The organism is Micromonospora sp. NPDC023814, assembly GCF_040639595.1.
Lineage (GTDB): Bacteria > Actinomycetota > Actinomycetes > Mycobacteriales > Micromonosporaceae > Micromonospora.
The window spans coordinates 61,205-84,713 of the sequence record NZ_JBFAAF010000003.1; the positions used below are offsets into that span (position 1 = coordinate 61,205).

A 23,509-nucleotide genomic window follows, 5' to 3' on the forward strand; every position below is an offset into this window, starting at 1 on the left:
CGCGGGTACGGACCGGCCGACGTGGCCGGTCGGGTGGTGCCCGGCCCGCCGCCGCGACGCGGCGACGGCGGGCCGGTGTGGGTCAGAGCAGCGCGTCGGCGGCCTTGGCCGCGTCCGCGAGGGCCTGCTCGGGGGTCTTCTTGCCGATCAGCACGGCCTGGATCTCGGGGCTGAGCACGCCCATCACCTCGCGGCTCTTCTCGTTCAGCGAGCCGACGGTCATGCTCGGCAGGGTCTTCTCCAGCTCGCCGTTGACCGGGTCCTGGGCGTAGAGCGAGCCGGCGGACTTCTTCGTGGAGAAGTAGCCGCCCGCCGTGTCGTAGGCGGTGGCCACGGACGGCTGGGTCGCGAAGGTGATCCACTCGCCGGCGGCCTTCTTGGCCTTGCTGCCCTTGAGCATCGACAGGCTGCCCACCGCGCCGTAGCCGACGCTCTTGACGTCGGTCAGCGGCGGGAAGATCTTGATGTTCTCCTTGCCCCAGAACGTCTCGACGTCGGCCGGGACGTGCTGCCAGGTGCAGGCCACCTTGTTCTTGGCGACGTTGGTCTGCTCGAAGGCGGGGATATTGGTGAGCAGGTCCTTTTCCACGTAGCCGCCGTCGACGAGCTGCTTGAGGAAGGTCAGCGCCTTGACGCCCTCGGGGCCGTCGAACGCCACCGACTTGCCGTCGGCGCCGAACACGTCCCCGCCGGCCTGCCACAGCAGGGGGTAGAAGGACTGGTTCAGGGTGGCGTTCGGGTCGGCGTAGTAGTTGGTCACGTCGAAGCCCTTGGCCTTGAACGTCGGCGCGAGGGCGAGCAGGTCCGCCCAGGTCTTCGGGTACTCGGTGACGCCGGCGGCGGCGAACACCTTCGCGTTGCACATCAGCGGGTTGGCGCTGGTCAGGATGGGCGCGCCGAGCATCTTGCCGTCCTGGGTGACCGCCTCGCGGAGGTTGTCCAGGTAGTCGGCCTTCGCGTCGGCCGGCAGGTACTCGTCGACCGGCTCGATCATCTTGCCGAACTTCCCGAGCTGGTCGGGGATCAGGTAGACCACGTCGGGGCCCTTGCCGCCGGCGATCGCCGTGGTCAGCGACTCCTCCCGCTTGGCCCACGGGAAGATCTCGACCTTCACGTCGACGTTCGGGTGGTCGGCCTCGAACGCGGCGACCTGCTTGTCCCAGAAGCCCCGGTGGGTGGCCTCGTCGGGGATCACCGGGTAGATCCACATGGTGACGTCCTGCTTGTCGCCGCCGGCGTCGGACCCGCCGCCGCACGCGGTGAGCAGCCCGGCCGCCAGCGCGGCGACCGCGACCGGCGCGAACCTGCGAACTCGCATCTGTCCGTTCCTCTCTGAGTGGTTCACTGCGCGGGCACGGTGACGACCGTGCCGGTGTGCCGGGCCGCCTCGGCGGCGAAGACCGCGAGGTGGCTGGCGAGGGTCTCGTCCAGTCCGGACCGGATGTGCCGGCCGTCGCCGGTGGCGACGGCGCGGACGAAGGCGTCCATCAGCCCGGTGTCGCCGCCGCCGTGGTCGTCGGCGGCGGTGGACCCGCCGACCGTGCCGGCGTCGAGGACCTCGATCCGGTCGGTGCGGAAGTCGTGCACCCGGACCCGCTCGCCGTCGCCGGAGAGCGAGCCGTGGGTGCCGAACAGTTGGGTCTGGCGGTGGGTCTGTTCGGTGAAGGCGGCCATGGTGAAGGTGGCGGTGACCCCGCCGGTCAGCTCCATCGCCACGACCTGGTGGTCGACGACGTCGTTGTCGCCGGCGTAGACGCAGCGTCCGTACGGGCCGGTGCGCAGCGCCTCGACCAGCGCGGCCTCGTCGGTGCCGTCGGTGACCACGCTGACCGGCCAGATCGGCCCGTGCTCGCGCAGCACCGGCAGGTACAGCTTCGGCGCCGAGTACGGGCAGTCCGGCTCGACCGGGCAGTCCAGGCACCGCTGCGCGGCGCCGGCCGGGGCCTGGTCGGGCCGGAAGTGGCGCAGCCCGCCGAAGCTGGCGACGCGTTCGATGCGCCGGCCGGTGACGTAGCCGAGCCAGTCCAGGTCGTGGCTGGACTTGGCCAGCAGCATCGGGGTGGCCAGGTCCTCCCGCCGCCACGGGCCGCGCACGTAGGAGTGGGCGTAGTGCCACCAGCCGACCGGTTCGAGGTGCTGGACGCTGACGATCTCGCCCAGCACCCCGCTGTCCACCACCCGCTTCACCAGGTCGGTGTAGGGGGTGTAGCGCAGCACGTGGCAGACGGCGAACAGCACCCCGGTGGCGCGGACCGCGTCGACGATCTCCCGGCACTGGTCCGCCGTCGGCGCGAGCGGCTTCTCCACCAGCAGGTGCCGGCCCGCCTTGGCGAACGCGACGGCCGGCTCCACGTGCATCCGGTCCTGGGTGGCCACGACGACCGCGTCGGCCGGCGCGTCCGCCGCCAGCAGGTCCCGCCAGTCGGCGTACGCCGCCGCGCCGGGGTGGGCGGCGGTGATCAGCCCCCGCTGGTGGGGGCGCGGGTCGGCGACCGCGACGAGCCGCGCGCGTGCGGGGTTGGCGGCCACCCACCGGGCGTACGTCTGTCCCCGGTTCCCGGCGCCCACCAGCGCCACCCGCACCGGCCGGTCCTGCTGTTCCACCTGTTTCTCGCTTTCTCTCTCGCTCGCCGTCGCCGCGCTCAGACCGTCAGGTTTCCGGCGTCGCGCACCCGGGGCGAGGCGGCGGGCAGCTCCCGGGCCACGCCCTCCTCGACGCACCCGGTGTGGTGCAGGTACGACCCCTCGCCGAAGCCGGCGTCGGCCAGCCGCAGCTTCCCGCCGGTGAACTGCGCCCCGACGGCGGAGTACCGGTTGGTGCCGGCGTCGACGCTGACGTGGGCGGTGCCGGCGTCGACGGTGCTGCTGCGGTAGCCGCCCAGTTCCCACCGCACGACGCCGGTGGCCGCGGCGCGGGACAGCAGCGCCTTCGCCGCGTTCGTCCCGCTGAACACCGCCCCGGAGCCGACGCTGATCCGCTGGTCGGCGGCGCCGGCGAGGCGGATGCCGGTGTCGGTGAACGTGCCGCCGGACAGGCGCAGGTCGGCGGACTTCACGGTGACCGGCGCGGCGTCGGGGGCGCCGACGAACGTCACGTCGGTCAGGTGCAGCCGCCCGGTGCCGCTGAAGGTGTGGCCGTTGACCCCCCGGAGCGTGGTGCGGACCAGGTGCACCGGGGTGGTGACGCTGGCCTGCACCACCTCGGTGCCGGCGGTGGCGAGGGTGAAGGAGCAGCCCTCGATGACGTTCGGCCGCTGCGACCGGGTGGACTGCTGGGAGATGATCAGCGTGTCGTCGGCGGAGCAGCCGCGCAGTTGCACGCCGTCGGCGTTGACCCACATCATCCCGGAGCCGGCCAGTCCGGCCTTGCGGATGACCTGCACGTCCTCCAGGGTCAGGTCGGTGACCTTCACCCGGGCCACGAACCAGGAGCAGACGTGCTTGCGCACGGTGATCCGCTTGGCCGCCGAGCCCCAGGCCGCGCCGGAGTTGGCGAAGGTCATCAGCCCGGAGTTGCCGGTGTAGACGAGGTCGTGCTCGTACTGGCCGTGGGTGACGAACGGACCCTGGTCGTCGCCGTCACCGTGACAGTTGGTGACGTAGCAGTACGCCGAGGCGGTCCAGTCGTTGAGGTGCCGGGCGTTGGAGGTGCGGCAGTCCTCGACGTGCCCGTACAGGCAGTAGATCTGCTGGGTCAGGTAGCCCGCGCCGCCCCAGGTGACCGAGGTGGGGTTCTTCAGGGTGCACCGGGTGGTGTGGAAGTACGTGCACCAGCGGCGCATGATCACCGGCCAGAACGTGCCGGTGGCGTCGACGTCGGCGACGTCGCAGTGCACGGCGTACTCGTAGGCGATCGGGTGGGAGCCGGTGTACTGGTCGGCGCCGTTGCCGGTGAACAGCAGGTTGCGTACGTGCACCCGGCTGACCGGCTCGACCCGGGTCCAGGTGAGGGTGCGCCCGGGGGCCAGCTCCCAGCCGTTCTTGTAGTTGACCCGGATGTGGGTGCCGTCGACGATCTGGGTGACCTGGACGAGCTTCTGCAGCTCCTTCTCCCAGCGGCCGGCGAGCTGGTTGACCTCGACGGCGTACCACTGGCCGACGGCGAACGCGCCGGAGTCGGCGACCTGGAAGGAGTCCCAGCCCTCCCGGACCGTCTCGGTCAGGGTGTGGGTGCGCACCTCGTCGGTGACCTTGCCACGGAAGAACAGCACGGCGGCGAACGGGTCGTCGCGGCCGGCGTCCTCGATCCCGTCGGTGGACATGGTGTGTCCGCCGAAGTCGAGCACGAGGTCGCTGCGGGTGAACCGGTGCCGCTTGACGAAGTGCAGGTCGGAGTGGGCCTCGATGCGGTGCACCGACGGGTCGTTCACCATGGCGTCCAGCGCGGCGTCGGCGGGGGTCTTCGCGTCGAAGATGCCGAAGTGCCGGAACTCGACGACGCCGTCGTGCAGCTGGAGCCAGCGGCCGGGGCCGGGCCGGTCGCCGTGCGGGTCGAGCACGGTGCCGCCGTTGCCCGCGGCGGTGCTGGCCGCGTTCCAGCGGACGAAACGGGCGCCGCCGTCGCCGGCGGCGTAGTGCCCGTCGACGTGCACGACCCGCCCGTCGTGCAGGGTGCCGGGATTCAGGCCGAGCAGGGCGGCGACGGTGCCGACGTGCAGGACCGCGTCGAGGCCGGGGGCCAGGGGGTTCGCCGTGCTGTCGGGCTCGGGGGCGGCGGACGCGGCGGTGGTGGGGGCGAGGGTCAGGGCGGCGCCGGCGAGGGCGAGCCCGCCGACCCCGGTGGCGCGCAGCAGGGTGCGGCGGGAGGTCGGTTCGGAGCGGTCCATGGGGGTGTCTCCTCTTGCGGGGGCCGGGGCGATCAGAGGGTGAGGTTGTCGCCGGTGGCGACGCGGGCGGAGTCGGCGGGCAGCTCGCGGGCGACCCCCTCCTCGACGCACCCGGTGTGCAGCAGGGTGGAGGCGGCGCCGAAGGCCGCGTCGGCGAGCGCCAGCCGCCCGCCGGAGAAGCGGGCGCCGACGGCCCGGTACCGGTTGACGCCGGTGTCGATGCGCACGTGCGCCGTCTCCGCGTCGGCCGCCGCGCTGCGGTAGTCGCCCAGCTCGATCCGGACCGCGCCGGTGCCGGCGGCCCGGGTCAGCAGCGCCCGGCGGGCGTTGCTGCCGGTGACCGCCGCGCCGCCGTCGACGACGAGGCGCTGGTCGCGGACGGCTGACAGTTCGATGCCGGTGTCGGTCAGGGTGCCGCCGCGTACCACCACCTCGGCCGCGCCGATCAGCAGCGGCGCCGCGTCCGGCGCCCCGGTCAGCGTGCAGTCGGTGAAGTGGACGGGGCCGGCGCCGCGCATGATCGCGCCGTCCAGGCCGCGGAAGGTGGTCCGGACGAAGTGCACCGGGTTGCTCACCGGGGTCTGCACGATCACCGTGCCGGCGGGCTGGTCGAAGTCGCAGTCGGCGATGACCGTGGGCCGGCGGGAACGGGTCGAGCGCTGGGCGATGCTGAGCGTTCGCGCCGAGCAGCCGCGTAGCTGCGCGCCGTCGGCGTTGACCTGGAGCGTGCCGGCCGGGTCGAAGGTGGAGCGGGCGACGACCCGCACGTCCTCCAGGGTCAGGTCGGTGATCTTGGTGCCGGCGACGAACCAGGAGCAGACGTGTCGGCGGACGGTGATCCGCTTGGCGCTGATGCCCCACTGGCCACCGCTGTTGGCGATGTCCATCAGGCCGGAGTTGCCGGTGAAGACGAGGTCGTGCTCGTACTGGCCATGGGTGGTGAACGGGTTGCCCCCGGCGTCGTCGCCGTCGCCGTGGCAGTTCTCCACCGTGCAGTACGCCGAGGCGGTGAGGTCGTTGAGGTGCCGGGCGTTGGAGCTGCGGCAGTCCACGACGTGCCCGTACAGGCAGTAGATCTGCTGGGTGAGGTAGCCGGCGCCGCCGTACATCACGGTCGGCGGGTTCTTCAGGGTGCAGTTCGCGGTGGTGAAGTGGGTGCACCAGCGGCGCATGACCACCGGCCACCAGGTGCCGGTGGCGTCGATGCCGGAGACGTCGCAGCGCACCGCGTACTCGTAGGCGACCGGGTGGGAGCCGCTGTACTCGCGGTCGTCCGGCCCCGACCCGGGGTACTCGCCGGTGAAGGCGACGTGGCCGAGGAAGACCATGTTGCGCACGTGGGCGCGCTGGACCGGCTCGACCCGCCGCCAGGTGATCGTGCGTCCGGGCTCCAGGGTCCAGCCGTTGAGGTAGCCCACCCGGATGTGGGTGCCGTCGACGATCTGGGTGACCTGGACCATCTTCTGCAGTTCGCGCTCGTCGGCGCCGGTGAGGGCATTGCTGGTGGCGGTCCACCACTGGCCGACGGCGAAGCGCCCCGAGTCGGGCACCGGGAACACGTCGGTCAGCTCGGGGACGGTCTCGGTGAGGGTGTGGGTGATCGTCGTGTCGGTCACCGTGCCCCGGAAGTAGAGCACCGCGCCGAACGGGTTGTCGTGGGTGTTGCGTTCGATGCCGTCGGTGTGCACCGTGTGCCCGCCGAAGTCCAGCTCGATGTCGCTGCGGCCGAAGGTGTGCCGCTTGACGAAGCGCAGGTCGGTGTGGGCCTCGATCCGATGGATCGCCGGGTCGGCGACCATCGCGTCCAGCGCGGCGTCGGCGGGGGTGTCCCGGCCGAAGATCCCGAACATCCGGAAGTCGCCGACCCCGTCGTGCACGGCCGACCACCGGCCGCGCCGGTCGCCGCGCCCGCCCGGGTACGGGTCGTGCACCGTGCCGCCGTTGCCGGCGGCGGTGCTGGTGGGGTCCCAGCGCAGCAGCATGCCGCCGCCGTCGCCGGGGGTGTGGTAGCCGGCGACGCGGACCAGCGTGCGGGCCGTCAGCGCGGCGGGGGTGAGGTCGGCCAGGTCGGCGACGGTGTCGACGCGCAGGACCTGGTCGTGGGGGGTGGGTACGGACGTGCCGAGTAGACCCATGGAGAGCCTCAACCTTCGCGGTCCCGCCGACCGGCGGGTGCGCCGGACGGCGGTGCTGGGGGTCTGCGGGCGCCGGGAGGCGCCGCAGGACGGGGGGAAGGTCGGGCAAACGCGCGAGGCGCGCAGGCGGCGGAGCTGCTGACCGGAACGCCCGGTGCCGGGGCTGCGGCACGACGGGAGTCAGCTGGTTCGCCCGAGACGGTCGCGGCCGGGACGCGACGTTGGCGGAACGTTAAACAGCAGGTGAACCCGCTGTCAAGGGGTCTGCTCCGCCGGAACGTGGCCGAGCCGGACGGAGATGGCGTCGGCGGCCTGGCGCACCTGTCGTCCCAGCTCCTGGTACCGCCAGCTGGGCAGGCCGAGCTTCAGCCCGGTCACGCTGATGGCCCCGCAGCACGCGCCGGTGTGGTCGCGCAGGGCGCTGCCGATGCAGAACACCCCCTCGGCGTCCTCCTCGTCGTCGAGGGCGTACCCGGCGCGGCGGACGTCGGCCAGGTGGGCCAGCAGGGAGTCCAGGTCGCAGATGGTGTGGTCGGTGCGCCGGGGCAGCCCGACGCGGCCGATCAGCTCGGTGACCTGCGGCGGGGTCATCTCGGCCAGCAGGGCCTTGCCGAGCCCGGTGCAGTGCGGCAGCTCGCGCGTGCCCATCCGCAGCTCGATCTGGATCCGCTCGCCGTTGCTGACCTGGTCGACGACGACCGCGTGCGCCCCCTCGGGGACGGCCAGCCGGGAGCTGAGCCCGGTGTCGCGGGTCAGCCGGGCCAGCACCGGGCGGGCGATGTCGCGCAGGGAGAGCTGCTCCTGGGCGCGGACGCCGAGGCGCGCCAGGGACATCCCGAGCCGGTAGCGCCGGTTCATCCCCTCGCCGTCGTCGGCGGCCAGGCCGTGGTGGCACAGGGTGTGCAGGGTGGCGAACGCGGCGCTCTTGGACAGGCCGCAGGCGCGGGCGACGTCGGTGACGCTGAGCCCCTCGCCCGGGGTGGCGGCGGACAGCGCCTCCAGCACCTCGGCCGCGCGGCTGACGCTGCGCACCAGGTAGCGGGAGCTGTCCCCGTCTTCGGTGGTGGTCATGGTCCTTCTTTCGGGCAGGGGGAAGCCGATCTGTTCGCCAAGGCCGAACAGCGTAACAAAGCTGTTCGAGATTTGGCATCCCGGCGTGTTGACCGTGGCGAACAAGCGTGCTTAGTATGCCGAACATCGTTTGGCAATGCCGAACAGTGTTCCGAAACTTCGAAATGTTCCTCCTGCGGCGGACACCCCGCGGCGCCGCGACCGGGCTGGGTCGCCGCGCCGCACCGATGAGGAGAAGGTGTGAATTCACGATCGGCCCCGACCGGCGCCACGCTCGCCGAGCGGGCGCGCCGGGTCATCCCCGGCGGCGTCAACAGCGGACAGCGCAGCATCCCCGGCCTCACCGAGCTGGTGATCGCCCGGGCCTCCGGAGCGCACTTCTGGGACGCCGACGGACGCCAGTACACCGACTACCACGCGGCCTTCGGGCCACCCCTGCTCGGTCACAACGACCCCGACGTCAACGCCGCCGTCACCGAGGCCGGCCGGCGGCTGGACCTGTGCGGCGTGGCCGTCACCGACGGGGAGGTCCAACTCGCCGAGACCCTCGCCGAACTGGTGCCCAGCATCGAGAAGGTGCTGCTCACCAGCACCGGCAGCGAGGCCACCTTCCACGCCCTGCGGGTCGCCCGCGCCGCCACCGGCCGGCGCCTGGTGGTCAAGTTCCAGGGCTGCTACCACGGCTGGCACGACTCGGTCAGCCTCAACGTCATCTCCGCCCCGGACAAGGTGGGCGTGGCCGACCCGATCTCCACCGGCATCCTGCCCGAGGTCCTCGACGCCACCCTCGTGCTGCGCTTCAACGACGTGGCCGCCGTCCGGGCCGCCTTCGCCGCGCACGGCGACGACATCGCCGCCGTCATCGTCGAGCCGGTGCCGCACAACGTGGGCTGCCTCCTGCCCGACCAGGAGTTCCTGCGCACCCTGCGCGAGGAGTGCACCCGGGCCGGCAGCGTGCTCGTCTTCGACGAGGTGATCACCGGCTTCCGGCACGACCTCGGCGGCTGGCAGAAGATCAGCGGGGTCACCCCGGACCTGACCACCCTCGGCAAGGCCATCGCCAACGGCTACCCGATCGGCGCCCTGGGCGGCCGGGCCGACCTGATGGACCTGTTCAGCACCCACCCCGGCGCGCCCGCGTTCTTCGCCGGCACCTACAACGGCCACCCGGCCGTGGTCGCCGCCGCCATCGCCACCCTCGGCAAACTGCGCGCCGAGCCCGTGCACGAGCACGTCTACCGGCTCGGCGAGCGGGCCCGCGCCGGCATCACCGAGGTCCTCGCCGACCTCGGCGTCCCCGCCGTGGTCACCGGCCACGGCTCCGTCTTCGTGACGTACTTCATGCCCGGCCCGGCACCGCGCAGCTACGACGACCTGCTGCGCAACGATGCCGGCATGTTCATCGGCTACCGTCGGCGGATGCCCGAGCACGGCATCTTCGAGCTGCCGCTGAACCTCAAGCGCAACCACATTTCGTACGCCCACACCGACGCCGACATCGACCACCTCGTCGACGCCACCCGGGCGGCCGTCCGCGACACCCTCGCCGCCGGCGGGGTGACCGAGCTGGCCGGCACCGCCACCATGGGCGGCGCGACCCCCACCGGGGGAGGGCAGCGGTGATGCTGACCGTCGACAAGACACGGCCGGTCGGCCCGGCCGGGCGGATCAGCCGGGTGGAGACCCTCACCCTCGGCACCGCCTGGCGCGACTTCTCCTACGTACGGGTGCACACCGACGCCGGGCTCTCCGGCGTCGGCGAGATCACCCACCCGTACCGGGCCCGGGAGACCTGCCAGCTCGCCGAGGCGATGGCCGGGCGGCACCTGATCGGCGCCGACCCGTTCGACGTCGAGGAGATCTGGCTGCGCATGTACCAGGGCGACTTCCTGCGCGGCGGCGACGTCGGCGGGATCGTCGTCTCCGGCGTCGACCAGGCCCTCTACGACATCATGGGCAAGGCCCTCGGCGTGCCCGCGTACCGGCTGACCGGCGGGGCCTGCCGCGACCGCGTCCGGGTCTACGCCAACGGCTGGTACACCGGCGACCGGGAGCCCGCCGCCTTCGCCGAACGGGCCGTCGCCACCGTCGCCAAGGGGTACACCGCGCTGAAGTTCGACCCGTTCGGGGCCGGCCTCGGCGAGCTGTCCCGCACCGAGCTGCGCCGCTCGGTCGACATCGTCGCCGCCGTCCGCGACGCCGTCGGGCCCGAGACCGAGCTGTTCGTCGAGGGCCACGCCCGTTTCGCCATGCACACCGCCGCCCGGCTCGTCCGGGAGCTGGAGCCGTTCGACCTCGGCTGGTTCGAGGAACCGCTGCCGTGGACCCACATCGAGCGGTACGCCGAGCTGCGCGCCCGCGCCACCATGCCGATCTCCGGCGGCGAACACTTCCACAACCGTTACGAGTACGCCCGGCTGTTCGCCACCGACGCCGTCGACATCATCCAACCCGACCTGTCCATGGCCGGCGGGTTCACCGAGGTGCGCAAGCTCGCCGCCATCGCCGACCAGCACGCCATGGTGGTCGCCCCGCACAACTCCAACTCGCCGCTGTGCACCACCGCCTCGGTGCACGCAGTCCTCGGGATGCCGAACTTCAAGATCCTCGAGACGTTCGACGGCCTGCTGGAGGAGTACGTCTTCGACGCCGTGCGCGGCGCCCTGCCCGTGGTCGACGGGCACATCGACCTGCCCACCGCGCCGGGCCTCGGCGTCGAACTGGTCGACGAGGTGTTCGTCGAGCACCCGCCGAGCCACGGCTTCTGGAACATGTTCGCCGAGGGGTGGGAGAAACGGGACCGCCGATGATCGTCGACGTGCACTCGCACCTGTTCGACTGCCCGGACCACGTCGGCGACCCGTTCGCCGCCGAGGCGGCCCGGGCGCACGGCGGCGAGGTCGACCTGACGGTGCGGTGGTCGGAGTACGCGGCCACCGCACCGGAGGACACGAGGACGATCGTGGTCGGCGGCAAGGCCCGCCGCTCCGGGCTCTGGGTCGACGACGCCGCCGTGGCCGCGTACGTCGCCGCCCGGCCCGACCGGCTGGTCGGCTACCTCGCCCTGGACCCCACCCAGCCCGGCTGGCGCGACGAGCTGGAGCACGGGCACCGCGACCTCGGCCTGCGCGGCATCAAGCTGATGCCGATGTACGCCGGGTTCGACCCGGCCGACCCGGCCTACGACGACCTGTACACCTACGCCGTCCGGCACGGACTGCCGCTGCTCGTGCACACCGGGACCACCTTCGTCTCCACCGCACCGCTGCGCTTCGCCCTGCCGGTGCACCTCGACGAGGTGGCGATCCGCCACCCCGAGCTGCGGATGGTGCTGGCCCACCTCGGTCACCCGTACGAGGGGGAGTGCATCGCGGTCATCCGCAAGCACCGGCACGTCTACGCCGACGTCTCCGCGCTGCACTACCGACCCTTCCAGCTCTGGCACAGCCTTCGGCTCGTCCAGGACTACGGGGTGTGGCACAAGTTGCTGTTCGGCAGCGACTATCCCTTCACCACCGTCGACGCCTCGATCGAGGGGCTGCGGGCGGTGGGTCGGGTGCCCGGCATCCCCGGCCTCGACCCGCTCGACACCGAGCAGATCGAGCAGCTGATCCACCGCCCGTCGCTCGACCTGTTGGGGTTGACATGACCGTCGTCCCGCCCTCCTTCGACCTGTCTGGCCGGCTGGCCGTGGTGACCGGTGCGGCGCGCGGGCTCGGGGCGGCCTTCGCCACCGGGCTCGCCGCCGCCGGCGCCGACGTCGTGGTCGTCGACCGGCCCGGCGTCGACCTCGGCGCGGTCGCCGCCGCGATCACCGACCGCGGCCGCGCCTGCCACCCGTACGCCTTCGACCTCGCCGACACCGAGGCGATCGCACCCTGGGTGGACGACCTGCGGCGCGCCCACGGGCCGGTGCACGTCCTGGTCAACAACGCCGGGGTGGCCCGGCTGGAGCACTTCAACGAGATCACCGTCGCCAACTGGCGGGAGGTGATGCGGGTGAACGTGGACGCCGTCTTCTTCCTCGCGCAACGCGTCGCCGAGCACATGGTCGCCGACGGGGTGGCTGGCCGCATCGTCAACGTCTCCTCGAAAAACGGGCTGATGGCCGAGGCCGGACTGGCCCACTACAACGCCTCCAAGGGTGCCGTCGAGCTGCTCACCCGGTCGCTCGCCGCCGAGCTGGGGCCGCACGGCATCACCGCCAACACGATCGCTCCTGGGATGATCGCCACCCCGATCGACGGTGAGTTCTCCCTGGACCGGCAGGCGTTCGAGGCCGCCTGGGAGGAGCGGATCCCTTTGCGCGGCGGCTACGGTACGCCGGCCGACTGCGTCGGCGCGCTCCTGTTGCTCGCCTCCGAGGCCGGTCGTTACATCAACGGCACCCACCTGGTCGTCGACGGGGGAGTGCTCGCCGACCAGATGCCCCGACTGCGGTTCATGCCGCCGTACCGCAGCACCCTCTGAGGGCGCCGAGACGCGCGCGGGCCGGGCGACGTCCGGGGTGGGGCAGGCCCCACCGAGGGAGGGGGCGGACGGGCCGCCGTCAGGCCCTGAGGTAGGCGAGGACAGCGAGCACCCGACGGTGCTGGGCGTCGTCAGGCGGCAGGCCGAGCTTGGCGAAGACATTGCCGATGTGCTTTTCCACCGTGCTGGCGGAGACCACCAGCCGTTCGGCGATGGCCGTGTTGGAATGACCTTCGGCCATCAGCGCCAGGAGCTGCCGTTCCCGCGTGGTCAGCGCCCCCAGGGCGTTGTCCCGGCGCTGCCCGGCCAGCAACTGCGCAACGACCTGCGGGTCGAGCACCGTCGCGCCCCGGGCGACGCGATCCAGGGCATCCAGAAACTCCTCGACCCTGGCGACCCGGTTCTTCAGCAGGTACCCGATCGCACCGGAGCCGTCCGCGAGCAGATCGCCGGCGTAGGACGCCTCCACGTACTGGCTGAGCACCAGCATGGGGGCGCCGGGCACCTGCGAGCGGGCGGTGATCGCCGCGCGCAAGCCCTCGTCCGTGTAGGTCGGCGGCATCCGCACATCGACAATCGACACGTCCGGGCGGTGTCTGAGCACCGCCTCGACCAGGGCCGGGCCATCACCGATCGCGGCCACCACCTGGTGACCGTCCTCGACGAGCAGGCGGACCAGGCCCTCGCGCAGCAGTACCGCGTCGTCCGCCAGGACGATCCGCAGCGGACCGCGGGCCGCGCGGTCCGGTGGTGGTTCGTGCGGGTTCAGCAGCACGGCAGTTCCGCGGTGATCGCCGTCGGGCCGCCGTAGGGACTGGTGACCCACAGCCGGCCGCCGACCGCGTGCAGCCGGTCTTCCAACCCGCGCAGCCCGTGTCCCTTGTCCAGCGCGGCGCCGCCCGCCCCGTCGTCCGTCACCCAGACCCGCAAGGTTCCCGCACTGTGGCGCAGTCCGATCGCACACCGGTCGGCGTGGCTGTGCTTGGCCACGTTGGTCAGGGCCTCGGCGATCACGAAATACGCGGCCGTCTCGACCGCAGCGTCCAGCCGGTCGTTCAGGGGTTCGGCATCGACCTCAACCGGTACGGTCGAGCGCGCGGCCAGGGCGGTGAGCGCCGCGCGCAGGCCGCGGTCGACGAGGATCGGCGGGGCGATGCCACGCGACAGGGCCCGTAGCTCGTCCAGCGCCTCCTCGGTCTGGACGATCGCGTCGGCGAGCGCCGCGCGGACGGCCTCCGGCCTGCTGTCGAGGTGGTGCTGGGCGCGGCCCAGTTCCATCGCCAGACGGACCAGCCGCTGCTGGGGCCCGTCGTGGATGTCGCGTTCGAGCCGGCGCAGCGCGGTCGCCTCGGCCGTCACCGCGGCGACGGTCTGCGCGCCGGTGTCCCGCTCCTGCTCCAGTCCGCTGATCCGGCGGTGCGACGCGGACGCGTCAGACAGCAGCGTCTGCCCCAGTCCGGCCTGGGCGGCGACGCACGCCCGGGTCACCAGCGGCAGGGTGAACAGCAACAGCAGGCCGACCGCGGTCCCGAAGGCGAGCCGCTCGGTCGGCGACGTCAGTCCCAGGGTCAAGGCGATGTGGGACCGAGGGCTGCCCACGGTCAGGGTCGTGGGCCGCATCGGCCCCGCGGACGAGTAGGGGCTGCGCAGGGCGGACGTGCCGGCACCGAGTCCGACGAACCACCACAGCACCGTCACCACTGAGGTGACCAGGGCGACAGGCAGCACCGCCACCGCGTGCGCCACGCCGAGCCACAGCCCCGGGCCGGACGCGGCGGCTGTCTCCTCCGGTCTCCGCCAATGGCCCACACCCTCCACGCCGACCGCCGGGGAACGCACCTTGGCGATCCGCCACCGTTCCACGTCGGCGAACCACCGCACCAGCGCCAAACCGCCGGCCACGACCGGCGACCGGCCCGGCAACAGCAGACCGACCGCTCCGATACACAGACCGGTGAGCACCAGCAGCAGGCCAGCCGCGGCGGTCACCGGCGCGGTGAGCAGGTACAGCGACTCCACGACCGTGCGACGCCCCATCCGGAAGACGAACCGGACGCCCGATCGCCACCGACGCCAGACCGCGGAGGGGAACGACGTGGTCATAGCCCCAGCCCAATCCGGATCCCCGGAGCGAGCCCGGACACCGACCGCCACGGGACCGCGCCGGCGATGGCCTGGGACCGGACCCACCCGCGGCTCGCCACCGCTAGGCCTGGATCGACCACGACGGCGGATTCCCCACCATCGAGCGCACGCCGATCCGCCGTCAGGTCGACCATCTGCCCGGTGGAGGTGACCCGGTGTCGGTCTGGCTGTGGTCCTCGAAGACCAGGATGCAGAGCACCGATGTGGACATGCCCTGGCAGTAGCTCGTCGCCCGGCCCGCTGGACCGTGTTCATGCCCCATTGTTCCCTGTTCTGGCGCAGCGGTTCTGACATCGTGGTTCTGCCGTGGCGGTTCAGGCATCACGGCAGGTGAGCGCCCAGGCCCCGGCCGCTGGCGCGTCCATCGTATACGTGCACAGCAGGCCGGAAGGTCAGCCCGGGCGACAGCATGTGCGCGACTGGCTTGACCGCGGTGCCCAGGGCCGCCCGCCCTGCCCGAGAGGTGGGGCAGGCCCCACCCCCAAGTGTCCGGCGTACCCCCGTGACCGGGCGACCACCGGTGCGGAATGGTGATCGGAACGAAGGACCCATCGCGTCGCGTGGCTAGCCGGTCCATGCCCGGCAGAACCGCGCCTCGAACATCCTGGTCCCGGGACCCTGCTGTACCAACCCCTCAACCGGCGACCCGGCAGGTCGGCGCGCCGTCTACCCACTCGATCGAGTCGAAGGAATCTCCTTGCGCAGTCCCGCAGTCCCGTCGCGATCCGCAGGCATCTCCGGTCGCATCCTCGCTACGCTTGTCGCCCTCGCTGTGGCCCTCGTCGCCGCCTTCGTCGTCGCCCCGCGCACGCTGGCGGCGAACAGGTCGGACGGCGGCTTCGTCGACAGGCGCAAACTCGTCGAAGCCCTCCGCGAAGAATTCGTCAAGTATTGGAGTTCCGGCGACCGGGATTTTTCCCCGGGCTTGCAGAGGGTTGTCGATTACTGGTTCCGCTACCACCTGGCCAAGGCCGTGATCGCTGCGATCTTGCTGATCGTGCTCGTTGTACTCGGCCTTCTTCTCTGGAAGGCATTCCTGAGGGCCGGCGGTCTCGGGGCGGGCAGGAGGGCCGCCCTCACGTCGGGCGGCGTTCTTGTCACGATGCTCGCGTTGTTCTCGTTGGCGATGGTGATGGCCAACGTCCAGGGTGCAGTAGCGCCCTTCGCCTCGCTGTTGCCGATGCTGGCGGACGGCGAAACCGACGGAGAGCTCGCCGATACGCTCGATCACGTCAGGCGGCGACTGGCGGACTCCCTGAGCGCGGGTGACCAGACCCCGCCAGCCCTCGAGGTGATGATCAGCGACTTTTCTCGATATCACGTGGCGATGGCCGTGATTGCTGGGATCGTGGCGGTCGTCCTCGTCGGCACGAGCGTGGTGTTGTGGAAGAGGTTTGCGAGAACAGGGCCGTCCGACAGGCGTACGAGACGCGTGTTGGGGTCCTTCGGCGTTCTCTCGGCGTTGTTGTCGCTGGTCGTGATCGTTGTCGTTGTGGCGAACACGACCACCGCAGCGGACCCGGCGCCGGCGCTCTTGGCCTTCTTCGACGGCGGCTGGTGACGCACCTCGTGGGGGTCAGCCTCACGCTCTCCAACGAGAAGATCGGTCGCGGCTTGGGGGGACTTGAGCTTCGGGTGTGCTGGCCGGGCGGTTCGGCTGGTGGGTGGTCAACGTGCCGTGGGCGGGGACGAGCTCGCTGCTCGTCTGTCGACGGGTGGCCGCTGGGCGGGTCGGTTGGGAAGGAGGCAGAGTGGCGTACATCAATGTTAGAGATTGGGCTGCACGGGGATCTGCCACTACACGCTCAGATGCCCTTGGTTGGCAGGGGCGATCGCGGCTCGCTGACCTCGTCCGATCGCGGGCCCGGGCGCCATTCGACGTCGGCCCGGATCAATGCGCGGCCAGCTCTTGCTTCGAAGGTCAAATGTCGGGAAAACTGGCCATGATCCTCGTGGGGCCAGTCGCGACGCGCGGTCCGTGATGTGGACAAGGGAGCTGACACGTGGGCATTGGTCGGCGCAGCGCGGGAGGGTCCGTGACAGTCGACAGTGTCGCCATGCCGGCCATGGTGTTCGCGCTGCTGACCCGCGCCGCCGTGGCGGGGGCCGCATCCCCGCAGCGGCCTCCGATGTGGACGCCGGTGGCGTCCGCGGAGAGTCTCGGACCGGTCGGCGGCGCCGCCGCTGCCGTGCTGCATCGTCAGACCTCGCGTTGCCTGCTGCTCGGTGCTCTGGCATACCGGGTGTGCGTCCTGCCCGTCGCCATGGGCCTGCTCGTGGTGCGCGGGGAGCCGGTGGCACTGGTTACTCTGCTGCCGGTTGCGGCTCTGCTGCTGGCCGCCAACGTCGCGGCGATCATCACGGTCCACCGGCGGTCGACGGTGGACCTCGAACGGGTACGCGGGGCCGTGCTGGTCGACCTCGCCGTGGCGTTCGGGGTGAACGTGGTGGGAAGTGCGGTGGTGCCCCACACCGAGGTGTTCTGGTCGTACCTGGCCGGTGCCGTGGTTCTGGTGACCGGCGCGTACGGCCTGGTCGGTGGCGTGCTCGCGGTGCTGCTGTCGATGCCGGTCCAGTTGGCGACGGCCGCGTTCGGCGCCGCCTCGGACAGGGGAACCCTCGCCGGCCGGGCCGGGTGGCTCGGATTGGCGGTGGTGGTCGCGTTGGCGGCGCTCGTGATCTGTGGGCTGAGCCTGCACCTGGCCATGTCGTACGGGATCCGAGCCGGTCGGGAGGCCGAGCAGGCCCGATGGCTGCGGTCGCTGCACGACACGGTGTTGCAGACCCTGGAAGCGATCGCCCTGCACAGCGCGGCGGATGAGACGGCGTCAGCGGTGCAGCTCGCCCAGGTGCGGGCCACCGCCCGGGTCCAGGCCGCTCGGCTGCGTAGGACGCTCGACGATCCCGGCGGCGGCAGAGACAACCCGCTCGCCGACGGGTTGGCCGAACTGGTGGAGGAACTCGCGGGACGCGGGCTGCGGGTGGAGTTGACGGTGGCCGACGGCGCCGGCAGTCGGATGTCCCGCCCGGGCCGGGACGCGGTCCTCGGTGGGGTGCGGGAGGCTCTGGGCAACGTGGCCAAGCACGCCGGGATCAGTGACGTGGTGGTCCGCGCCGACGAGGAGAGCAGCGCCCTGGTCGTGGTGGTCCGTGACCACGGCTGTGGCTTCGATGTCGCCGGCCGACCCGGGTTCGGCATCCGGGAGTCGATCGTGGCCCGGTTGCGCGAGGTCGGCGGCAAAGCGACCGTGGAGTCCTGGCCCGGTCGCGGCACCCGGGTAACCCTGCGGGTGCCGGCATGATCCGGTTGGGCAGTTCCAGGCGCGGCGCGGTCCGGCCGGGGCCGGCTGGCTCGCGACCCGCTCTCGGCGCGCTGGCGGGCGTCGTCGGCGCGCTGGTCGGGGCGCTGCCGGTAGCCGCAGTGCCGGCCAGCTACGCGGCGCCGGCCGGCTGTGCCAAACCGGTGGGAGTGCACACCGCCGGCACCCCGTGGGCGATGGAACTGCTCGGGCCGCGCCGGGTGTGGCCACTGAGCACGGGTTCCGGGGTGCGGACCGCGGTGCTCGGCACCGGCGTCGACGCCCGTAACGCACAGTTCCGTCCAGGTCAGGTCGAGAAAGGTCGAGACGTCCTGGCCAACCGCGACGGGGCTACCGACGACTGTGACGGCCGAGGTACCTTCGCCGCCGGCCTGATCGCCGCCCGGCCGCACGACAAGACCACCTTCGCCGGTCTGGCTCCCGGCGTGTCCGTGCTCCCGGTTCGCTACACCCAGACCACCAGGCAGGGCGACGGGGCCGTCGACCCCGGCCGGCTCGCCGCCGCCATCGACTTCGCGGTCACCGCCCGCGCCCGCGTGATCTACGTGGTACTGCCGGCAACCAGGAACAGCGCCCAGCTGCGGGACGCCACCGCACGGGCGATCGCGGCCGACATCGTGGTGGTGTCGCCGGCCGCTTCCGGCGCGCGGACCCAGGGTGCGACCAGCTACCCGACCGCCCTGCCCGGGGTGCTGGCGGTCGGTGCGTTCGGGCCCGACGGCGCGGTGGCCTCTACCGAATCCGGTGACTACATCGGGGTGGCCGCCCCGGGAAGACAACTGCTGAGCCTCTCCGCCGGGGCGGACGGTCGGCTGGGGCACTCACCCACGGTCGACGATCCGGCCTACGCGGCGGCGTACGTGGCGGGCACGGCGGCGCTGCTGCGGTCCTACCGGCCAGAACTCAGCGCCGCCGAGGTGGTGCGGCGGATCGAGTCGACCGCGCACCGGACCGCGGTTGACGGGCGCCACCCGCAGCTCGGCTGGGGAATGGTGGACCCGTACCGGGCGGTGGCTGCCGAGGGTGTCGAGGACCCGCCGGGACCCGTGGGCGCGAGCGCGCAGCCGGTCGCCGCGGCCCGTGCGAACCCTGGTTCCCGTGTGGATCCGTTGGTGCTGCCGCTGGCGTCGGCGGGACTCGGGGCGGCGCTGCTGCTTGGGATCGGTACGGCCGTGGCGCGTCGAGGCCGGGCCCGCGGTTGGCGTCCCGGCGGCTGACCGGCCCCACCCGTGGTGCGGCTGGCGCTACGGCATCCCGGTCGGTACGCAGCGGCTGGAGCCGCCCACCACCACCTCGCCGGTGCCGTCCCGGGAGATGTGTACGCCGAGGTTCGCCCCGTCCCGCTGGAACTGGTAGGCCACCTCGGTCTCGCCGCTGCGGTCGGTGGCTCGCCAACCGTCTGCGCTCAGCTCCGGCACCACCTCGGTCAACAGGATCTCGGCGGCGCCGGGCGGGACGGGAACCCGGAGGTTGTACTCCCAGCGCACCGACTCGCTCGGTACGCCGGCCGGCCGGAACGGGTCGCAGTCGAGCTGCTCGTCGCGGCTGATCCGGGCGTCGGCGCCGAACCGCGCGGCGACCGCGTGCAGCACGGCCCGCAGCGGCCCCGCCACGGCGGCCAGCGGCTCGTAGTCGATCGGGCTGGTCATGGCGTCGACGGTACCGTCACCACCGGGCCGCCGGTGAACACCTGGTACATGTTCCACCACGCGTCACTGTGGTAGGTCAGCACGTCGGAGTGCGCGGAGGTGCCCTCCAACGGTCGGCCGTCGGGGTAGTTGCCGGTCTCCAGCCGGACCACACCGGGGAACTCGTCGGGGTCGGCCCCGTGCCCCCAGTTGAAGATGTTGATGTCCCGGACCCAGGCGATCGGGTCGCCCGGGGCGGTCATCGAGTAGCGCTGCACATCGGGCTGGGCCGGGCGCAGGTCCTCCGGGCCGTCCACGCGGTGACCCATGCCCGCCGACTCGATGTGCAGGACCCGGTCGGCGTCCAACCCGTGCTGCTCGGCGGTGCCGACCACGGCGCCGCCATACGAGTGGCCGGCGAAGGTGACCTGCACGTCGTTGCCGGCCGCGGCGGAGCCGGCGATTTCGGCCCGCAGCTCACGGGAGAAGTCGGCGAGCCGGGGCCCGAGGTTGTCGGCGTAGCTGGCCGACGGGGCCTGCGGGAACAGGTTGGAGGGCAGGTCGCCGTCCATCCAGGTGACCATGGCCAGGTCCCGCCGGGGGGCGGCGTCGACGAAACCGGCCGCCGCGTCGCGGTACCGCTCGAAGTTGGCCAGCTCGGAGAAGGTGCCCGGAACGAACACGGCGACGTTGCGGGTGCCGGCGTCGATGTCGCCGACCAGCTCGACCATCGATCCGTCACCGGACGGGTCGAACGAGAGGATCTTGCGGTTCTCGGCGATGACGTTCTCGTACAGTTCGATGCGCGCCTGCGACCGGGTGATGGTCTCCTGCAGACGGCGGTCGACGGCCGGGTCCCCGGTGAGCTGGGCCTGATAGCCGGCGAGGCGCTGCCGTTCGGCGGCCAACTCGGCGGTGATCGCCGAACGGTTGGCCGCGATCCGGGTGCCGAACGGGGCGGTGCCGGCGGGCGCGGCGGCCCCGGCGGCGGCCAGGGTGGTGCCACCGGCCGGCCCACCCATTAGCTGTCGGAATGCCTGGCTGACCTGGACGTCGCCCCGCCGGTAGTTGGTCACCGCGGCGGTCACCCCGGTGGCCAACCGCCGGGTCTGCGTCGCCGCCGACTCCAGCTCGGTGCTGCTGAGCTGCAGGCTGTTGCCGTGTGCCTGCATGGCACGTTGGGACTGCGGCACCAACCCGAACGCCTTGCCGTCGACGGCTTGCGTGGTGAGCTGCCCGCGGATGGTGTTCAACCGGTCGGCGCTTCCGGTGAGCTCGGCCGCCGCGGCGTCCAGTGCGGTCGGGACGGCTCGGAATCCGGCGCTGGTCACCTCCATGACCGGGTCCCAGGCTGGTCCGACTCAGGCTCCTCGCCGATCACCGCCGGCGTCACCACCGACTGCTCGCCCCACACGTCTTCGGTCTCGACCAGCCAGGGTGGGATGCGTCGGCCGCCGGCGGCGTCGCCCGCGCCCATCGGGGCGAAGGGCATCGCCGGCATGAAGCCGCCGGCCATGCCCTTCGCCGCGGCTACCCCGGCGGCGGCCCCGGCGGCTCCGGCGAGTCCACTCGCCGTCGGGCCGCCGGCCTGACCGGCCAAGGACTGGTTCGCCACCGGCGACATGTCGACGCCGCCTCCGCCGCCACCCACACCGCCACCCACACCGCCACCCGCGCCGCCGGCGGAGATCCGGGCGCCGCTGCCGGCGGCCCTGTCGTTGGCCGTGGCCGCGGGCGCGGTGTCCTTCTTCTCGTCCTTCGGCTTGGCCCCCAGCCCAGGCGGCACGGTGGCGAACCGCCCGCCGAGCGCGGCGGCGGCCGCGGCCAACCCGGCGGTGAACATCGTGCCGAACAGCGGCCGGGGTTGGGTCGCCGGTGGTGTCGCGTCCGGGTCGACGGGTGCCTTGTCCGGGTCGACCGGTGTCTCGGCCGGTACGGACGGCAGGCCGCCGCCGGTCTGCGGATCCAGCGGTGGGGCTGGCGTGACCGGCGGTGGCTCCTCGATCGGTGTGCCGGTGGCCGGCCGGGACGCGGCGCTCGGGGTGACCGGCATCGCGTCCTCGGTGGTGACGTACTCGGTGGCGAGGGTGGACATCACCTGCACCGCCTGCTGGTGGGCCGCGTTCGAGGCGGCCTGTGCCCGCTGCTGGGCGTGGACCTCGGCGACCGCCTCGGCCTGGTGCTGGCGGAGCGTGGCGACCGTGCTGGCCGGAGTGTCCGCGGGTACGACCAGGGGCGTGGTCGCGGCGGCGACCACGGAGGGGGCGAGATCGGGTACGGCGACCGGGGCGGGCATCGACTTCTGGGCCGTCGTGAGCGCCTCGGCGGAGGAGTAGGCCAGGTCACGCACCGTGAACGCGGTGCTGGCCACCTGCCGGATACCCGAGGTCAGGTCATTGATCATCATCTTGTACTGTCGGGCGGCGCCGCCGTCCCACCACTGCTCGAACTCGCGGAGCTGGCGCTCGATGTCGCCGGCGCGCTCGTGCAGCGCGGTGCCGGCGGCTCCCCAGCCCTCCGCCGCCTCAGTCACCGACTTCGGTTCGCCGGCGTGCAGCATTCGCATGAGTTCGTGATGGCTGTACTGGCTGAAGTCGCTACGCGCCCGACCGTGTCCACGCGGCATCGTGTCAGTCCCTTCCGTGTGCCCGGAAGGACGTGGCGACGCCGATGTCGTAGTCGGCGTACCCGTCCGCGATCATGCGGGTCACGTCGTTGGCGAAGGCGATCGCCTCCCGCACGGTGTGCAGCAGTTCGTGCATCTGTTCGGCGGCGGCCCGGTGCCGCTCGGCCAGCGAAGCCGCCTCGCCGAACTCGCCGAGCCGGACCGGCCGGATGCGCAACTGGCCGAGGCCGTCCGTCGGTTTGCGCATCGCCTCCAGTTGGTCCTCCAACTCGCGGGCGAACGCCAGCAGCGATTCGAGGTGGACCCGGAACGACTCCTCGTGGGACATCGTCGCGCTCTCCTGTCTCGGAGCTCGGCTGAGAACATCGCCGGCCAGCGGGGCGGCGGCGTCGGGTGGAGGCGGATCCCGCCCCACCCCACGCCGCCGCTGATCGCACCGGCTCAGGCGAAGAAGCTGGTGTTCCTGTTCTCCAGCGCCAACTGGGTGTCGTGCGCCTCGTTCACCTTGCCGGAGAACTGACCGATCACCGCGATGATGTCGGCCAGTGCCGCGCGCAGCCGCGTCTCGGACTGCTCCGCGGCCTGACCGGCGGCACTGCCGGAGGCGTACCAGGTCTGCTTGATCGGGGCCAGGCTGCTCTGCAGCTGTTCCACGTGGCCGTTCAACGCCTGGGCCTTCACCTGAAGCGAGTCGGCGGCGGCCCGCAGCGCGCCGAATTCCACATTGATCACATCGGCGGTCATTTCACATCACCCCTTTCCGGGCAGGTTAGGCACCGGCCAGCCGGCTGAGTACGGGGCTGCCCTCGCCCACGGCGCCGGTGAGGCCCCGCAGGGAGTCGGCAGCCGCCGTGTCACCGGTGTTGTAGTTGCGGAAACTCTCGTTGACCAGACCGGACATGGTCTGCAGCTCCCGTGACGCAACCCGCATGCTCTCCTGCAGCCGGCTCTGCAGCTGCCAGAAAGCGGTGGCCTGGTTACCGGCGTACCGGCTCAGTACCGACACGAGTTCGCTCTCGAGTTGCGCCATGCTCCGAGCCGTGTTGGTGGCGGCTTCGTCGAACCCGCTGACCGCTCGCGTCATCGCGGCGGCATCACTCTGGTATCCGGGACTGGCCACGTCGGGTCACCTCCTCTTGGCAGGGTCGCGCGCCGACTCGCGGCGCCGTACACGCTGGGGATGCTATGCATCCGTCACCCTTGGTAGTACGGCACAAGTACCCGTCGCCGACACGGCACTATTACCCACAGGGACCCGGCGGCCGGGGCCGCCGGGTCCCTGCGTCGA

General features: G+C 72.1%; 20 protein-coding genes. 7 read left to right on the forward strand and 13 right to left on the reverse strand.

All coding sequences use genetic code 11. The features are described 5' to 3' along the window. Positions 1 to 82 precede the first annotated feature (82 nt). From AB0G14_RS02370 to AB0G14_RS02390, 5 genes are all read right to left on the reverse strand, one after another. Positions 83 to 1,318 carry a sugar ABC transporter substrate-binding protein gene (locus tag AB0G14_RS02370; RefSeq protein ID WP_357692898.1) on the reverse strand — a complete coding sequence of 412 codons (1,236 nt, stop codon included), beginning with the start codon at positions 1,316 to 1,318 and terminating at the stop codon, positions 83 to 85. 23 nt (positions 1,319 to 1,341) lie between these two features. Further along, the gene (locus tag AB0G14_RS02375) at positions 1,342 to 2,604 is read right to left on the reverse strand and encodes a Gfo/Idh/MocA family oxidoreductase (RefSeq protein WP_357692900.1); all 1,263 of its coding nucleotides are present in this window, start codon (positions 2,602 to 2,604) and stop codon (positions 1,342 to 1,344) included. 38 nt (positions 2,605 to 2,642) lie between these two features. Next, positions 2,643 to 4,826 carry a hypothetical protein gene (locus AB0G14_RS02380; protein ID WP_357692902.1) on the reverse strand — a complete coding sequence of 728 codons (2,184 nt, stop codon included), beginning with the start codon at positions 4,824 to 4,826 and terminating at the stop codon, positions 2,643 to 2,645. Positions 4,827 to 4,858: 32 nt separating this feature from the next. After that, positions 4,859 to 6,961 (reverse strand): hypothetical protein, encoded by a 2,103-nt coding sequence (locus tag AB0G14_RS02385; protein ID WP_357692904.1) that lies wholly within the window; start codon positions 6,959 to 6,961, stop codon positions 4,859 to 4,861. Between the two features lie 255 nt (positions 6,962 to 7,216). Beyond that, positions 7,217 to 8,032 carry an IclR family transcriptional regulator gene (locus tag AB0G14_RS02390; protein WP_357692906.1) on the reverse strand — a complete coding sequence of 272 codons (816 nt, stop codon included), beginning with the start codon at positions 8,030 to 8,032 and terminating at the stop codon, positions 7,217 to 7,219. 240 nt (positions 8,033 to 8,272) lie between these two features. Here AB0G14_RS02390 and AB0G14_RS02395 point away from each other — a divergent pair, with 240 nt between their 5' ends. From AB0G14_RS02395 to AB0G14_RS02410, 4 genes are read left to right on the forward strand one after another with little or no spacing between them, the layout of a single operon-like run. Then, positions 8,273 to 9,655, forward strand: coding sequence for an aspartate aminotransferase family protein (locus tag AB0G14_RS02395; RefSeq protein WP_357692908.1), 1,383 nt, complete (start codon positions 8,273 to 8,275; stop codon positions 9,653 to 9,655). Then, positions 9,655 to 10,842: a mandelate racemase/muconate lactonizing enzyme family protein gene (locus AB0G14_RS02400; protein ID WP_357693052.1), complete on the forward strand. Its 1,188-nt coding sequence runs from the start codon at positions 9,655 to 9,657 to the stop codon at positions 10,840 to 10,842. The genes AB0G14_RS02395 and AB0G14_RS02400 overlap by 1 nt, the downstream gene beginning before the upstream one ends. Further along, positions 10,839 to 11,681 carry an amidohydrolase family protein gene (locus tag AB0G14_RS02405; RefSeq protein WP_357692910.1) on the forward strand — a complete coding sequence of 281 codons (843 nt, stop codon included), beginning with the start codon at positions 10,839 to 10,841 and terminating at the stop codon, positions 11,679 to 11,681. The genes AB0G14_RS02400 and AB0G14_RS02405 overlap by 4 nt, the downstream gene beginning before the upstream one ends. Beyond that, a complete protein-coding gene (locus AB0G14_RS02410; protein WP_357692912.1) occupies positions 11,678 to 12,502 on the forward strand; it encodes an SDR family oxidoreductase in 825 nt (274 codons plus the stop codon). The genes AB0G14_RS02405 and AB0G14_RS02410 overlap by 4 nt, the downstream gene beginning before the upstream one ends. Positions 12,503 to 12,581: 79 nt before the next feature. Here AB0G14_RS02410 and AB0G14_RS02415 read toward each other — a convergent pair whose 3' ends face one another. Together AB0G14_RS02415 and AB0G14_RS02420 are read right to left on the reverse strand one after the other, a co-directional pair. Beyond that, positions 12,582 to 13,226: a response regulator transcription factor gene (locus AB0G14_RS02415; RefSeq protein WP_357693054.1), complete on the reverse strand. Its 645-nt coding sequence runs from the start codon at positions 13,224 to 13,226 to the stop codon at positions 12,582 to 12,584. Between the two features lie 41 nt (positions 13,227 to 13,267). After that, complete coding sequence (locus tag AB0G14_RS02420) at positions 13,268 to 14,605, reverse strand: sensor domain-containing protein (RefSeq protein WP_357692914.1); 1,338 nt, start codon at positions 14,603 to 14,605, stop codon at positions 13,268 to 13,270. Between the two features lie 814 nt (positions 14,606 to 15,419). On the opposite strand from AB0G14_RS02420, the gene AB0G14_RS02425 reads away from it, so the two are divergent. From AB0G14_RS02425 to AB0G14_RS02435, 3 genes are all read left to right on the forward strand, one after another. Further along, on the forward strand, positions 15,420 to 16,208 hold the full coding sequence (locus AB0G14_RS02425; RefSeq protein ID WP_357692916.1) for a hypothetical protein: 789 nt from the start codon (positions 15,420 to 15,422) through the stop codon (positions 16,206 to 16,208). 475 nt (positions 16,209 to 16,683) lie between these two features. Further along, complete coding sequence (locus AB0G14_RS02430) at positions 16,684 to 17,949, forward strand: ATP-binding protein (RefSeq protein WP_357692918.1); 1,266 nt, start codon at positions 16,684 to 16,686, stop codon at positions 17,947 to 17,949. Next, entirely contained in the window at positions 17,946 to 19,184 is a 1,239-nt protein-coding gene (locus tag AB0G14_RS02435; protein WP_357692920.1) for a S8 family serine peptidase, read from the forward strand. The genes AB0G14_RS02430 and AB0G14_RS02435 overlap by 4 nt, the downstream gene beginning before the upstream one ends. Positions 19,185 to 19,211: 27 nt before the next feature. On the opposite strand, the gene AB0G14_RS02440 is transcribed toward AB0G14_RS02435, so the two are convergent. The 6 genes from AB0G14_RS02440 to AB0G14_RS02465 form a co-directional block, all read right to left on the reverse strand. Next, complete coding sequence (locus tag AB0G14_RS02440; protein WP_357692922.1) at positions 19,212 to 19,616, reverse strand: hypothetical protein; 405 nt, start codon at positions 19,614 to 19,616, stop codon at positions 19,212 to 19,214. Beyond that, entirely contained in the window at positions 19,613 to 20,932 is a 1,320-nt protein-coding gene (locus AB0G14_RS02445; protein WP_357692924.1) for an alpha/beta hydrolase, read from the reverse strand. The genes AB0G14_RS02440 and AB0G14_RS02445 overlap by 4 nt, the downstream gene beginning before the upstream one ends. Further along, positions 20,923 to 22,161 carry a WXG100 family type VII secretion target gene (locus AB0G14_RS02450; RefSeq protein WP_357692926.1) on the reverse strand — a complete coding sequence of 413 codons (1,239 nt, stop codon included), beginning with the start codon at positions 22,159 to 22,161 and terminating at the stop codon, positions 20,923 to 20,925. Before AB0G14_RS02450 ends, AB0G14_RS02445 begins: the two co-directional genes overlap by 10 nt. A gap of 64 nt (positions 22,162 to 22,225) precedes the next feature. Continuing rightward, positions 22,226 to 22,549 (reverse strand): hypothetical protein, encoded by a 324-nt coding sequence (locus AB0G14_RS02455; protein WP_350678828.1) that lies wholly within the window; start codon positions 22,547 to 22,549, stop codon positions 22,226 to 22,228. A gap of 113 nt (positions 22,550 to 22,662) precedes the next feature. Continuing rightward, positions 22,663 to 22,965 (reverse strand): WXG100 family type VII secretion target, encoded by a 303-nt coding sequence (locus tag AB0G14_RS02460; protein WP_350705957.1) that lies wholly within the window; start codon positions 22,963 to 22,965, stop codon positions 22,663 to 22,665. A gap of 25 nt (positions 22,966 to 22,990) precedes the next feature. Beyond that, complete coding sequence (locus tag AB0G14_RS02465) at positions 22,991 to 23,341, reverse strand: hypothetical protein (protein ID WP_357692928.1); 351 nt, start codon at positions 23,339 to 23,341, stop codon at positions 22,991 to 22,993. Positions 23,342 to 23,509 lie beyond the last annotated feature (168 nt).

Bases quoted from the DNA above. Each gene is read 5' to 3' on its own strand.
- AB0G14_RS02445 (WP_357692924.1), bottom strand. From the start codon at position 20,932: ATGGAGGTGACCAGCGCCGGATTCCGAGCCGTCCCGACCGCACTGGAC.
- AB0G14_RS02400 (WP_357693052.1), top strand. From the start codon at position 9,655: ATGCTGACCGTCGACAAGACACGGCCGGTCGGCCCGGCCGGGCGGATC.
- AB0G14_RS02435 (WP_357692920.1), top strand. From the start codon at position 17,946: ATGATCCGGTTGGGCAGTTCCAGGCGCGGCGCGGTCCGGCCGGGGCCG.
- AB0G14_RS02455 (WP_350678828.1), bottom strand. From the start codon at position 22,549: ATGTCCCACGAGGAGTCGTTCCGGGTCCACCTCGAATCGCTGCTGGCG.
- AB0G14_RS02410 (WP_357692912.1), top strand. From the start codon at position 11,678: ATGACCGTCGTCCCGCCCTCCTTCGACCTGTCTGGCCGGCTGGCCGTG.
- AB0G14_RS02440 (WP_357692922.1), bottom strand. From the start codon at position 19,616: ATGACCAGCCCGATCGACTACGAGCCGCTGGCCGCCGTGGCGGGGCCG.
- AB0G14_RS02390 (WP_357692906.1), bottom strand. From the start codon at position 8,032: ATGACCACCACCGAAGACGGGGACAGCTCCCGCTACCTGGTGCGCAGC.
- AB0G14_RS02460 (WP_350705957.1), bottom strand. From the start codon at position 22,965: ATGACCGCCGATGTGATCAATGTGGAATTCGGCGCGCTGCGGGCCGCC.
- AB0G14_RS02370 (WP_357692898.1), bottom strand. From the start codon at position 1,318: ATGCGAGTTCGCAGGTTCGCGCCGGTCGCGGTCGCCGCGCTGGCGGCC.
- AB0G14_RS02420 (WP_357692914.1), bottom strand. From the start codon at position 14,605: ATGACCACGTCGTTCCCCTCCGCGGTCTGGCGTCGGTGGCGATCGGGC.
- AB0G14_RS02405 (WP_357692910.1), top strand. From the start codon at position 10,839: ATGATCGTCGACGTGCACTCGCACCTGTTCGACTGCCCGGACCACGTC.
- AB0G14_RS02385 (WP_357692904.1), bottom strand. From the start codon at position 6,961: ATGGGTCTACTCGGCACGTCCGTACCCACCCCCCACGACCAGGTCCTG.
- AB0G14_RS02380 (WP_357692902.1), bottom strand. From the start codon at position 4,826: ATGGACCGCTCCGAACCGACCTCCCGCCGCACCCTGCTGCGCGCCACC.
- AB0G14_RS02450 (WP_357692926.1), bottom strand. From the start codon at position 22,161: ATGCGAATGCTGCACGCCGGCGAACCGAAGTCGGTGACTGAGGCGGCG.